The 12,728-nt window shown below is 70.1% G+C and carries 10 protein-coding genes and 2 pseudogenes; 3 read left to right on the forward strand and 9 right to left on the reverse strand.

Annotated features, from left to right (window positions below; genetic code table 11):
* The first annotated feature begins 3 nt into the window (after positions 1-3).
* Positions 4-645 (forward strand): YceI family protein, encoded by a 642-nt coding sequence (locus ACHMXE_RS40065; protein WP_395349118.1) that lies wholly within the window; start codon positions 4-6, stop codon positions 643-645.
* A gap of 22 nt (positions 646-667) precedes the next feature.
* Positions 668-1,312, forward strand: a complete 645-nt coding sequence (locus tag ACHMXE_RS40070; protein WP_395349119.1) for a LysE family translocator — start codon at positions 668-670, stop codon at positions 1,310-1,312.
* Between the two features lie 9 nt (positions 1,313-1,321).
* Here the strand turns inward: ACHMXE_RS40070 and ACHMXE_RS40075 are convergent.
* From ACHMXE_RS40075 to argS, 7 genes and pseudogenes are all read right to left on the reverse strand, one after another.
* Positions 1,322-2,921: pseudogene (locus tag ACHMXE_RS40075) on the reverse strand (phospholipase D family protein).
* Positions 2,922-2,931: 10 nt separating this feature from the next.
* Positions 2,932-4,521 carry an RNA polymerase factor sigma-54 gene (locus tag ACHMXE_RS40080; protein ID WP_209545985.1) on the reverse strand — a complete coding sequence of 530 codons (1,590 nt, stop codon included), beginning with the start codon at positions 4,519-4,521 and terminating at the stop codon, positions 2,932-2,934.
* A gap of 30 nt (positions 4,522-4,551) precedes the next feature.
* Positions 4,552-5,346, reverse strand: a complete 795-nt coding sequence (lptB, locus tag ACHMXE_RS40085; protein ID WP_395349120.1) for an LPS export ABC transporter ATP-binding protein — start codon at positions 5,344-5,346, stop codon at positions 4,552-4,554.
* On the reverse strand, positions 5,343-6,056 hold the full coding sequence (gene lptA, locus ACHMXE_RS40090) for a lipopolysaccharide transport periplasmic protein LptA (protein WP_209545989.1): 714 nt from the start codon (positions 6,054-6,056) through the stop codon (positions 5,343-5,345). Before lptA ends, lptB begins: the two co-directional genes overlap by 4 nt.
* Positions 6,057-6,368: 312 nt before the next feature.
* A complete protein-coding gene (locus ACHMXE_RS40095; protein ID WP_203204061.1) occupies positions 6,369-7,016 on the reverse strand; it encodes a thiol:disulfide interchange protein DsbA/DsbL in 648 nt (215 codons plus the stop codon).
* Positions 7,017-7,201: 185 nt separating this feature from the next.
* The gene (locus ACHMXE_RS40100) at positions 7,202-7,963 is read right to left on the reverse strand and encodes an SPOR domain-containing protein (RefSeq protein WP_203204060.1); all 762 of its coding nucleotides are present in this window, start codon (positions 7,961-7,963) and stop codon (positions 7,202-7,204) included.
* An 11-nt stretch (positions 7,964-7,974) separates the two neighbouring features.
* Positions 7,975-9,669, reverse strand: a pseudogene (gene argS, locus ACHMXE_RS40105) (arginine--tRNA ligase).
* A gap of 131 nt (positions 9,670-9,800) precedes the next feature.
* On the opposite strand from argS, the gene ACHMXE_RS40110 reads away from it, so the two are divergent.
* The gene (locus ACHMXE_RS40110) at positions 9,801-10,238 is read left to right on the forward strand and encodes a hypothetical protein (RefSeq protein WP_395349121.1); all 438 of its coding nucleotides are present in this window, start codon (positions 9,801-9,803) and stop codon (positions 10,236-10,238) included.
* On the opposite strand, the gene ACHMXE_RS40115 is transcribed toward ACHMXE_RS40110, so the two are convergent.
* On the reverse strand, positions 10,208-12,250 hold the full coding sequence (locus ACHMXE_RS40115) for a spermidine synthase (protein WP_395349122.1): 2,043 nt from the start codon (positions 12,248-12,250) through the stop codon (positions 10,208-10,210). The two genes, ACHMXE_RS40110 and ACHMXE_RS40115, sit on opposite strands and share 31 nt — an antisense overlap.
* Before the next feature lie 4 nt (positions 12,251-12,254).
* Complete coding sequence (locus tag ACHMXE_RS40120) at positions 12,255-12,710, reverse strand: DUF2214 family protein (protein ID WP_203204056.1); 456 nt, start codon at positions 12,708-12,710, stop codon at positions 12,255-12,257.
* Positions 12,711-12,728 lie beyond the last annotated feature (18 nt).

Genomic DNA, 12,728 nt, shown 5'->3' on the forward strand with positions numbered 1-12,728 from the left:
GCCATGAAGAACAAGACACTGCCTTCCGCCGTCCTGCTGGGCTTCGCGCTCGCCGCGTCCGGCCTTGCCGCCGCGCAGGAATACACCGCCCCGGCCGTCGCGGCCAAGCCCGCGGGCGGCCCGGTCAAGGGCGCCAGCTACGTGGTCGACCCGACCCACACCTTCGTCATGTACGAGATGGGCCACTACGGCACCACCACCAACCGCGGCCGCTTCAGCACCAAGGACGGCTCGGTGCAGATCGATGCCGCCGGCACCAGCGGCAAGGTCGACATCACCATGGACATCAGCTCGATCAACACCGGCGTCGACCTGCTGAACCGGCACGTGCAGAGCAAGGACTTCTTCAACGTCGCCGAATTCCCCACCGGCCGCTTCGTCGCCGAGCGCATCGCCTTCAGCGGCGACAAGGTGGCCGAGGTGCCCGGCACGCTCACGCTGATGGGCCAGACCAAACCCGTCACGCTCAAGGCCGTGCGCTTCAACTGCTACCTGAGCCCGCTGATCAACCGCCAGGTCTGCGGCGGCGACTTCGAGACCACCGTCGAGCGCAGCGACTGGGGCATCACCTGGGGGCTGAACTTCGGCTTCGAGAACAAGGTGAAGCTGCTGGTGCAGGTCGAGGCGGTCAACGTGCAGCCATGAGTTCCGAAAGAGAGCACCTCCAATGATCGACACCACCCTTTCCCTGCTCGGCATCGCTGGCGCCATGGCCGTGGGCGCGATGAGCCCGGGCCCGAGCTTCGTGATGGTGGCGCGCACGGCCGTGGCCTCGCGCGCCGACGGCCTCGCGGCCGCGCTCGGCATGGGCGCGGGCGGGCTGGTGTTCGCGATCGCGGCGCTCGCGGGGCTGCAGGCCGCGTTCCTCGCGGTGCCGGCGCTCTACCTCGCGATCAAGGGTTTCGGCGGTGCCTACCTGGTCTACCTCGGCATCCGCATCTGGCGCGGCGCGCGGCAGCCGCTCGCGATGGCGCCGGAGGTGGGCACGCCCGCGGCATCGGGCGGCCGCGGCAAGCGCACCTTCCTGCTCGGGCTGGCCACGCAGGTCAGCAACCCGAAGACGGCCGTGGTCTACGCGAGCATCTTCGCGGCCTTCCTGCCGCGCGAGGTGCCGCTGGTGCTGGCGCTCGCGGTGCCGGCCGTCATCTTCTGCATCGAGACCGGCTGGTACGCCATCGTCGCGCTCGCGCTGTCGTCGGCGGCGCCGCGCTCGGCCTACCTGCGCTACAAGACCTGGATCGACCGCGCGGCCGGCGGCGTGATGGGGCTGCTGGGGCTGCGGCTGGTGTGGTCGGCGGTGCGCGGGACCTGAGGCCGGTTCCTAGAGCAGGCTTTCGGGCGTCAACGGCGCCAGCAGCTCGAGCATCGTGCGGTCCCAGAAGCCCGAGTCGGGCTCCTCGCTCAGCACCGTGGTCTTGCCCGCCTCCTCGCTGATCCACTCCAGCCGCGAGTCGCTGCCTTCGGCGAAACGCAACCGGTAGGCGCCCTGCTGCTTGAGCACCTCGAGCAGCTTCAGCGCCTGCTGCGCCATCTCGGGGCTGCGGATGAATAGGCCGATCTCGGTGTTGTGGACCTCGGAGCGCGGGTCGAAATTCATCGAGCCGACGAACAGGATGCGCCGGTCGATCACGGCCGACTTGGCATGCAGCCGGCCGACCGAGGTGCCGAACAGGCCCAGCCGCACGCTGCGACGCGTGCGGTTGGTGCTCAGTTCGTAGAGCTCGGCGCCCAGGCGCAGCATGTCGGGGCGGTAGCGGCGGTAGGCGGTGTGCACCAGCGGCTCGTCGGTGGCGGCGAGCGAGTTGGTCACCACGCTGATCTTCACGTCGCGCCGGCGGATTTCGTTCATCGCCTCGAGCCCCGCGGCGCCCGGGATCAGGTAGGGCGAGACGATGGTCACCTCGCTGCGCGCGCGGCGCATCTGCTCGACCACGTTGTAGCGCACGCTGTCGACATCGAGCAGCGGCACGCCGCCGTACGAGGCGGTCTTGCCGATCACGCGGTCGGGCGAATCGGCATAGGCCTCGGCCGTGGTCCAGATCAGGCCGAGCCGGCCGGCGTCGAGGTCCTCGGCGATCGGGCCGTAGCCCAGCAGGTCGTTGGGCGCGGGCTTCGGCGGCGGCGGCGTGGTGTCGGGGCCGGTGGCGGCCTCGAAGCGGCGCCGCAGTTCTTCGGCAGGCAGCGCGCTCGCCACCACCGACTCGACGGGCCGCACGTAGGGGCTGTTCCAGTACTGGTCGAACAGGCTGCCCAGGCGCGGGATCAGCGCGCCGGTCACGAAGGTGTCGAGGTCGATGAAGTTCTCGCCCGCGGTGCGCCGGAAGTACTGGTTGCCGATGTTGCGCCCGCCCGCCACCGCCATCGCGCCATCGGCGATGAACAGCTTGTTGTGCATGCGCCGGTTGACGCGGTTGAAGTCGAACAGCGAGGCACCGAAGCGCGCGAGCAGGCTGCCGCGGCCGGCCGGGAAGGGGTTGAACAGGCGCAGCTCGACGTTGGGCGTGGCCGCGAAGCCGCGCAGCAGCTCGTCCTCGCCCGAGGTGTAGAGGTCGTCCATCAGCACCGCGCACCCGCACGCCGCGCTGCGCGGCGTCGCGCAGGGTGCGCAGCAGGTAGCGGCCGGTCTCGTCGTTCTCAATCTGGTAGTACTGGACGTCGAGCGTGCGCTGGGCGCGGCGCGCGAGCTGGATGCGGGTGTCGAAGGCGAAGTCGCCGCCGGGCATGAGGCGAAAGCCGCTGAGGTCGGGATCGGGCTGCGCGGCCAGCGCGATGCGGCCGAGCGCGGTGTCCTTCGACACGGCGATGGCCTGGGTGGGCGCGCGCGGGGCCTGGTCGGGCAAGCTCGCGCAGCCGGCGGCCAGCAGCGTGGCCGCGAGGGCGAACATCCAGAGCCCACAGCGCGACAGCAGGCGTCGGGCCATCGGCGGCTTTCTACAGGGCCTTGCGCAGGTTGGCGGGCGCGATGCGCAGCGCCTCGCGGTACTTGGCCACCGTGCGGCGCGCGCACTCGATGCCCTGCTCCTTGAGCATCTCGGAGATCTGGCTGTCCGACAGCGGCTTCTTCACGCTCTCCGAACCGACGAACTGCTTGATCAGCGCGCGCACCGCGGTGCTCGAGGCATTGCCGCCGGTCTCGGTGCCCAGCGCCGAGCCGAAGAAGTACTTGAGCTCGACCGTGCCGAAGGGCGTGGACATGTACTTGGCGGTGGTCACGCGCGAGATGGTGGATTCGTGCAGTCCGAGCTCGTCGGCGATCTCGCGCAGCACCAGCGGGCGCATCGCGAGCTCGCCGTGCACGAAGTAGCTCTTCTGCCGCTCGACGATGGCGTTGCTCACGCGCAGGATGGTGTCGAAGCGCTGCTGGATGTTCTTGATGAACCAGCGCGCCTCCTGCAGCCGCTGCGACAGCGCCTGGCTGCCCTCGCCCTTGTGCGACTTGAGCGCGCCGGCGTAGATGTCGTGCACGCGCAGCCGCGGCATCACCTCGGGGTTGAGCATGACGCGGAACTTCACATTGGTGCCGCGGCCGGTCTTGGTCACGATCACGTCGGGAATGACGATGTTGCGCTCGACGTCGACGAAGCGGCGGCCGGGCTTGGGCTCCAGGCGCGCGATGATCTGCAGCGCCGAGCGCACCAGCTCCTCGTTGGTTCGCGTGAGCGTGGCCAGGCGCTTGAAATCGCGCCGCGCGAGCAGCTCCATCGGCTGCTTGCAGATGGCCAGCGCGGTCTTGCGCACCAGCTCCTCGTCCTCGGTCTCGTCCTCGTCGGCCAGCGCGCGCAGCTGGATCGCGAGGCATTCGCCGAGGTCGCGCGCGCCCACGCCCGCGGGCTCCAGGCTCTGCAGCAGGCCCAGCGCGACCTGGAAGTGGTGCACCAGTTCGTCGAACTGGTCGTTGTCGTCGCCCGCGAGGCCCGAGGCCAGCGCAGGCAGCGAATCCTCGAGGTAGCCGTCGTCGTTGAGCGACTCGATCAAAAAGCGCAGCGCGGCGCTGTCGTTCTCGTTGAGCCGCAGGCTCAGCGCCTGGCGGTGCAGGAAGGACTGCAGCGATTCCTGGCTGCGCGCGAGCTCGGTGGCATCGGCGCGCTCGTCGTCGCCGGTGCTGCTGTTGTTGCGCGCGGGCGCGTCGCTGCCCCATTCGCTGTCGTCGGGCGCCATGTCGACGGTGCCGTCGCCTTCCCAGTCGGGCTCGCGCTCGGGCGAGTCGAGGGCCGGCTCGGCCTCGGACGACGAGGCGGTCTCGGTGGACGTGGTCGAGGTCGAGGGCGCGGCGCTCGCGTAGTCGCTCTCGGCCTCGCGCTCGGTGTCCTCGCGCGGCGCCGGCGTGTCGGCGGCGTCGAGGCCGAATTCCTCGCGCGCGGCTTCCTCGGCGGTGCGCTCGAGGAAGGGGTTCTCGTCGAGCATCTGCTCGACCTCCTGGCTCAGTTCGAGCGTGGAGAGCTGCAGCAGCCGGATCGACTGCTGCAGCTGAGGTGTCAGCGCGAGATGCTGCGAAACGCGCAGCGACAAGCCTTGTTTCATGCCCTCAGCAAATGACTGGCGCGAGCTTCATCACATCCGGAAGTGCTCGCCCAGGTAGACCCGGCGCACTTCGGCGTTGTCGACGATCTCCGAGGGCGTGCCCTGTGCCAGCACATGGCCGTCGCTGATGATGAAAGCGTGATCGCAGATGCCCAGCGTCTCGCGCACGTTGTGGTCGGTGATGAGCACGCCGATGCCGCGCTCCTTCAGGAAACTGATGATGCGCTGGATCTCGATCACCGCGATCGGGTCGATGCCGGCGAAGGGTTCGTCGAGCAGGATGAAGCGCGGCTGGGTGGCCAGCGCGCGCGCGATCTCGACGCGGCGGCGTTCGCCGCCCGACAGCGCGAGCGCGGGCGAATCGCGCAGGTGGTCGACGCGCAGGTCGGCCAGCAGCTCCGACAGGCGCTCTTCCATGCGCGGCTTCGACAGCGCCTGCAGCCGGCCGTTGGCATCGGGTTCGCGCTGCAGCTCGAGCACCGCGCGCACGTTCTCCTCGACCGTGAGCTTGCGGAAGATCGAGGCCTCCTGCGGCAGGTAGCTCAGGCCCATGCGCGCGCGGCGGTGGATCGGCATGTGGGCGATCGGCTCGCCGTCGATGGAGATCTCGCCCGCATCGGCGCGCACCAGCCCGACGATCATGTAGAACGAGGTGGTCTTGCCGGCGCCGTTGGGCCCGAGCAGTCCGACGACTTCGCCCTTCTGCACGTCGAGCGAGACGTCCTTGACCACCTTGCGGCTGCCATAGCTCTTCTGCAGGCCGCGCGCGACGAGGCGGCTGCCCGGCACGCCGTTGGCTTCCTGGGTTCCGGCGGCTTCGATCACTTGCGTTCTTCCGCTTCGCCGCTGAGCGTGGTGCTCGGGCGCAGGCCGGCGCCCGGGGCCGGCGTGGGCGTCGGCGCCGCGGGACGGCGCGTGGCCGGGGCCGAGGCACCGGGTGCCGCGGGCGCGGCCGACTTCGGCGTGAGGATGGCCTTGACGCGGCCGCCGCCGCCCGGCGCCGACACGCCGGCGTTCGGCGGCACGGTCGAGCCGTTGACGGTGTAGGTGTCGTTGCCCTGGTCGTAGACGATCAGCGCGCCGCTGCTCTCGTCGTTGGGCGTGGCGCCGACCAGGCGGCGCATGACGGCGCGGCGGATGAACTTGACGTTGTCGGCGCGGCTGTCGTACTCGATGACCTCGGACTCGCCCTCGATCCACTCGTCGCCGTTGCCGTTGCGCTTCTGCTTGTAATAGGCGAGCTTGCCGGGCGCCGCGGTGACCACCCCGTACTGGTAGCCCTCGGGGTCCTGGCGCACGTCGATGCGCGCGCCGCGGATGATGATGGTGCCCTTGGTGACCACCACGTTGCCGGTGAAGACGCTGGTCTGCTTGAGATCGTCGTAGCGCATCGAATCGGATTCGATGTTCATCGGCTTGGTCCGGTCGGCCGTTTCGGCCAGGGCCGTGGCGGCGGAGCCGGCCAGCAGCAGCGCGGCCAGCACGAGGCGACCGGTGCGGCGAAGGGAGGAGGTGGGGTGAGAGTGCGATGTCATAGAGGCACGAAACTTGCTCTGCATTGTATGCGGCCCATCGCGCCAGACCCATGCGCGCGGATGAAAAAGCCCCGGGACGGCGAACCCGGGTTGCGGCCCCTCGCGGGATGGACCCGCGTTTCCGCCGGATGGCGGCTTGGCCGCCCCGGAACCCTCGACGGGATTCCGGCCTCCCGGCGGCGGAGCGGCTACAAGGTGTGAAGAAACCGTCGCGAGCGCCCCGAGGTCGCGCCGAAGGCCGGAGCCGTACTCTGTACGGTGAGGACCGCAGGTGCGAGATCGGGGCGCGCGGCAGGTTTATTCACGCCCTTGTCAACCCTTGCGGGCTTCGCCGATCAGGTAGTTCGTGACCGACAGCGCCTTGTTCATGTTGCCGGCGGTTTCGCCATCCACGTACCAGCGGCCGGCCACGGCCAGCGCCGGCACGCCGGCCACCTTGTAGGCATCGGTCAGCTGCGAGGCGCGCTTGGCCTTGCTGGCCACGCCGAAGGAGGTGAACAGTTCCTTGAACTTCGCGGCGTCGAGGCCGCTCTTCTCGGCCCAGGCCACGATGTTGGCGTCGCCGTTGACGTTCTGGCGCTGGGCGTGGATCGCGTTGAAGACCTTGGGCTGGTATTCGTCGACCTTGCCCATCGCCTCGAGCGCGTAGTACAGGCGCTGCTTGGCCTCGACGTCGTTGCCCACGAAGGGCACCGGCACGCGGCGCAGCACCACGTCGGCGGGCTTGCTCTTGGCCCAGGCCTCGAGCGCGGGCTCGAAGTCGTTGCAGTGCGGGCAGTTGTACGAGAAGAACTCGATCACCTCGATCTTGCCGGCCGGTGCGTCGACCGGCACGCGCTTGTCGAGCACGAGGTATTCGGTGCCGGCCTTGGGCGCGCGGGCCTGGGCTTGCGCGGGCAGGTGGGCCATCAGGCCGAGCGAGCCAGCGGCGACGGCCAGCGAGAAATCACGACGTTTCATGGGAAAGAGCTCTCCAGTTGGTAGACGGCAGACTGAGCCGGGCCGGTGAAGCGGAGTTCCCGCGCGCGGTGCTCGGGGCTCCGGGAAACCCGGGGGCGGCGCGGACCGCGGCGAAGCTTAAAGAAAAACCATGACCGTTGCCGTGGGGGGCCACCCGGCGGCGCCCTCCCCCGGCCGGACGGCGCTCAGCGCTGGACGCGCACCAGCGCCGAGTCGAGGCCGGCGCCGTCCATCCGTTCCTTGAGGCGGTCGGCGTCGTCCTTCTTGTTGAACGGACCGGCGCGCACGCGGTAGACGGTGCGGCCGGCCTGCTCGCGCTCGGTCACGCGGGCCTCGACGCCCATCAGCGAGAGCTTGGCGCGCTGCGCCTCGGCGTCCTCGGTGGTGCGGAAGGCGCCGGCCTGCACGAAGTACATGAAGGGATCGGCGCCGCCGGAGCCGGTGGCGGCCGCGGCATTGCCGCTGCTCGAGGACGGGGCGGCGGCCACCGTGGTGCTGCCGCCGACGCTGCCGGCGCGGGCCCGGGCCAGATCGCCGAGCGGATCGTTCGAGGGCGGCAGCGCGTTGGCCTCGGCCGGAACCGGCGCGGGCCGCGCGGGCTTGGGCGCGACCACCACCGGCACCGGCGCCGTGGGCGGCGGGGTGCCGGGCGAGACCGCGGCGGTGGCGGGATTGCTGCCGTCGGCCGGCGGCGCGCCGACCGGGCCGGCGGCCGCGGGGCGCGGTTGCTGCGGCTTGCCGGCCAGCGGGGCGTTCGGGTCCCAGTCGCGGTTCTTGCGCGCCTCGGCCTCGTCCTGCTCGGCACCGCCGCGCTGCGTCTTGGTGACGAAGGGGATCGGCACCTTGGTCACGTAGACCGCGATGCCCAGCGCGACGCCCAGGCCGAGCACCAGCCCGATGATCAGGCCGATGACGATGTTGCCGCGTTGTCTGGTTGTCTTCTTCATGGGGAGGGGGTTCACATCTTGCGCGGCGCGGTGACGCCGAGGATCGCGAGGCCATTGTGCAGCACCTGCGCGGTCGCGGCGACCAGCGCCAGGCGCGCCAGCTTCACCGCCTCGTCGTCGACCAGGATGCGCTCGGCGTCGTAGTAGCTGTGGTACGTGGCCGCCAGTTCGCGCAGGTAGAAGGTGACGTCGTGCGGCGCGAAATCCTCGGCCGCGGCGCTCAGCATCTCGGGGTACTTGGCCAGCAGCAGCATCAGCGACTGGGCCGCCGGGCTCTCGAGCGGCGACAGGTCGACGCCCTGCAGCACGGCCGCGTCGCCGCCCCAGGCCGCGAGCACCGAGCAGATGCGCGCATGCGCGTACTGCACGTAGTACACCGGGTTGTCGTTGTTCTGCGCCACGGCCAGGTCGACGTCGAAGGTGTATTCGGTGTCGGGCTTGCGGCTCAGCAGGAAGAAGCGCACGGCGTCGGTGCTGGTCCACTCGATCAGGTCGCGCAGCGTGACGTAGCTGCCGGCGCGCTTGCTGATCTTGACCTCCTCGCCGCCCTTGGTGACGCGCACCATGGTGTGCAGCACGTAGTCGGGGTAGCCCTCGGGAATGCCCCACCCTTCAAATTGACTCGCCGCCTGCACGCCGGCGCGCACGCGCGCGATGGTGCCGTGGTGGTCGGTGCCCTGGATGTTGATGACCTTGTGGAAGCCGCGCTCCCACTTGGCGATGTGATAGGCGACGTCGGGCACGAAGTAGGTGTACGTGCCGTCCTGCTTCTTCATCACGCGGTCCTTGTCGTCGCCGTAGTCGGTCGACTTGAGCCACAGCGCGCCGTCCTGCTCGTAGGTCTTGCCCGCGGCGACCAGCTGCGCCACCGCGCGCTCGACGCGGCCGCTGGTGTAGAGGCTGGACTCGAGGAGTACTGGTCGAAGCGCACGCGGAAGGCCTGCAGGTCCAGGTCCTGCTCGCGGCGCAGGTAGGCGACGGCGAACTCGCGGATCGCGTCCAGGTCCTCGATGTCGCCGTTGGCCGTGACCTCGCGGTCCTCCGACTTCACGGTCTTCTTCGCGATGAAGTCGGCCGCGATGTCGGCGATGTAGTCGCCGTTGTAGGCCGGTGCCTTCTCGCCGCTCGGCCATTCGGCGTCGCCGGGCTTGAAGCCGCGCGCGCGCAGCTGCGTGCTGTTGGCCAGGGTCTGGATCTGCACGCCGGCGTCGTTGTAGTAGTACTCGCGCCAGACGCTCTCGCCCTGCGAGGCGCGCAGGTTGCAGATGGCGTCGCCGAGCGCGGCCTGGCGGCCGTGGCCCACGTGCAGCGGGCCGGTGGGGTTGGCCGAGACGAACTCGACCAGCACCTTCTCGCCGGTGGCCGGGCGCTGGCCGAAGGCGGCGCCGGCGTCGAGCACCTCGCGCACCACCTGCTGCTTGGCGGCGGTCTTCAGCCGGATGTTGAGGAAGCCGGGGCCGGCGATCTCGACCGCCTGCACCCACTGGGCGAAGGCGGGGGTGGCGAGCAGCGCGGCGCTCAGTTCCTCGGCGAGCTCGCGCGGCTTGCGGCCGAGCGGCTTCGCCAGCTGCATGGCGGCATTGCTGGCGAAGTCGCCGTGGGCCGCGACCTTGGGAGACTCGAACGCGGCCTTGAGGCCGGCGCCGGGGAGAAGGATCGAGCGTGTTCGCGAGCGCCGCGAGCAGCTCCTGTTTGACCAATAGCATCGCCGAATTTTACCGGGGGCAAACTCGGCCGCAGTTGACGATCGTCATCCGACCGTCCCCCTGGCCCGTTACGATGGTCAACCCCGAGGCGGGGCAGCCACTGTCACAACCCGTTTGCAAGGACACACACCATGAAGAAGCTCCTTTCCCTGGTCGCCTCCACCATCGCGCTCGGCGCCTGCCTTTCCTTCGGCGCCGCCCAGGCCCAGGACAAGGCCGCCACCCCGGCCGCTCCCGCCGCGGCGGCCCCCGCCGCAGCCGCCGGCGGCTGCGAAAGCCAAGGCCGTCGACAAGAACGGCAAGGCCCTGGCCGGCGCCGCCAAGGCCAGCTCGATCAAGAAGTGCGAGAAGGAAGCCAAGGCCGCCGCCGCTCCCGCCTGCGCCGCCAAGGCGGTCGACAAGAACGGCAAGGCGCTCGCCGGCGCCGCCAAGAACAGCTTCGTCAAGAAGTGCGAAGCGGACGCCGCCAAGGGCTGAGACCCGAAACCGCGTTTCTGAGCCACCTTTGCAAAACAAAGCCCGCCTCGTGCGGGCTTTGTTACTTGAGCACGCCCAACAGGTTGTTGTAGTCGTCGGTCCAGGGCCGCGCGGCCGGATCGACCGCGATCGGTTGCGCCGCCGCGGCGATCGGCGCGCGCGCCAGCACCTGGGGATCGCGCGCCACCAGCACCCAGTCGGTGGCGTGCAGCCAGGCCGAATCCTCCGCGTCGTCGCTGACCAGCACCGCGTGCAGCCCCTGCGACTGCGCGATGCGGGCCACCACGGGCGCGAGCGCGAGGAAGTGGTCGGTGACGTGGAAGGCCACCACGCCGTCGGGCCGCAGGTGCCGCATGTAGACCTGCATGGCCTGCGCGGTCAACAGGTGCACCGGCACCCGAGTCGCCGAGAAGGCATCGACCGCCAGCACGTCGAAGCCCTGCGCGCTCTCGCGTTCCAGCGCCAGCCGCGCGTCGCCGAGCACGCGCTCGACCTTCGCGCGGCTGTCGCGCAGGAAGGTGAATTCGCGGTCCGCGATGTCGAACACCTCGGGATTGATCTCGTAGAAGCGGTAGACGTCGCCCGTGCGCCCGTAGGCCGCGAGCGTGCCGGCGCCCAGGCCGATCAGCCCGACGCGGCGCGCGCCGATCGGCAGCGCCTCGATGGCGCGGCCCACGCCCGAGGTGGCGCCGTAATAGGTGGTGGGCTCGCGGCGGCGCTCGGGCGAGAGGAACTGCTCGCCATGCTTGATCGAGCCGTGGACGAACTGGCGCACGTAGTCGGGCGGATCCTGGCGCCGCACGTCGTAGGTATGCATCGAGCCGTAGAAATTGCGCCCAGGGTGCGCAGCCCCTCGTGGTCGCTGCGTACCTGCTCCGCCAGCAGCCAGGCGCAGCAGGCCGCGAGCCCCACGCCGGGCACCCACAGCAGCCAGCGCGCGCGCAGCACCAGCGCGCCGAGCAGCGCCGCCAGCACCAGCCCCGATGCCGAGCTCGTAGTAGGCCGGCAGCAGGTACGGCGCGCCGAGCCCGACCGTCACGCCGCCGATGGCGCCGCCCAGCGACAGCATCAGGTAGAAGCGCGTGAGGTGCGCGGGAGCGGGCCGCAGCCGCGCGGTCTCGCCGTGCAGGAACATGCACAGCACGAACAGGCCCGCCACGTGGATCGTCAGCGCGGTGTGGATCTCGAGCCCGGCGCCGTCCTGCAGCTGGTAGGCGCACAGCGCCAGCATCGCGGCCGCGAGCGGCACGAACAGGCCGCGCCGGTACCAGCGGTCGCTCTCGAAGCACAGCACGAAGCTCAGCAGGTAGAGCGACAGCGGCAGCACCCACAGGAAGGGCACGGCCGCGATGTTCTGCGTGATGTGGTTGGTGACGGCCAGCAGCAGCCAGGAGCCGAGGGCGGGCAGCGCGAGCCACAGCAGCTGGTCGATGCGGCGCGGCGCCGCGCCGGGCGCATCGGTGGACGCATCGGCAATCTCGGCGGCGGCCGGCAGGTCGTGGCTCCAGCGGCGCGCCATGTATAGCGTGGTGCCCGCGCAGAGCACGACGAAGCCCGCGTAGCCCCACGACCAGCCGATGGCCTGCTGCATCAGCGTGCTGCGCGGCTCGATCAGCACCGGGTAGCTCAGCAGCGAGAGCAGCGATGCGAGGTTCGACAACGAGAAGTAGCGGTACACGCGCGCGCCCCAGGGCGTGCGCGACACCCACGACTGCACCAGCGGCCCGGTGGTCGAGAGCAGGAAATACGGCAGGCCGATGGTGCCCACCAGCAGGCCCAGGATGCGCCAGGCCGGATCCTCGGCGCCGGCCGGCTTCCACTGCGCGCCAGCCACGATCGGCAGAAACGCCAGGCTCGCGAGCAGCAGCGCCACATGCAGCAGCGCCTGCGCGCGCATGCGCAGGTGGCGCGAGATCCAGTCCGAATAGGCATAGCCCGCGAGCAGCGCGACCTGGAAGAACACCATGCAGATCGACCACACGGCGGCCGAGCCGCCGAACCACGGCAGGATCTGCTTGGCGATCAGCGGCTGGACGAGGAAGAGGAGGAAGGCGCTGCCGAAGATCGTGCCGGCAAACAGGAACTGGATGCCGGCGTTCGCCATGCGACTACTTGCTGCCGAAGCCGCGCGCGAAGAACACCGCGGCCAGCGGGATCACGGCGATCAGGTGGGCCTGGATCATCACCAGCTTGCGCGTCTTCTTCACCTCGGCCTCCGACGGCAGCGTGCCGCTGGCGCGCAGCGCCTTGCGCCAGCGCAGGTAGTTCAGGGTCGGGAAGATCGACAGCACGCCGACCACGATGAACAGGCCCAGCTTCAGGTGCAGCAGCGGGTTGGTCCAGTACCAGGCCGTGCCCTTCACGCCCCAGAGGGTGCGCGCGATGCCGGTCAGCAGCACGGCCACGGCGGCGATGCCGTAGACCATGTCGACGCGCGCGAGCCGCTCGACCACCGCGGCATTGAGCCACTCGACGCGGCACAGCGCGGCTTCGCTGGCGATGAAGACGACCATCGTGAGGATGGCCAGCAGATGCAGGTAGGCGAGGATGGCTTCGAGGGTCATCGTGGCGTTCTCTTCGTC

It is taken from the genome of Variovorax sp. UC122_21 (assembly GCF_044056785.1).
Lineage (GTDB): Bacteria > Pseudomonadota > Gammaproteobacteria > Burkholderiales > Burkholderiaceae_C > Variovorax.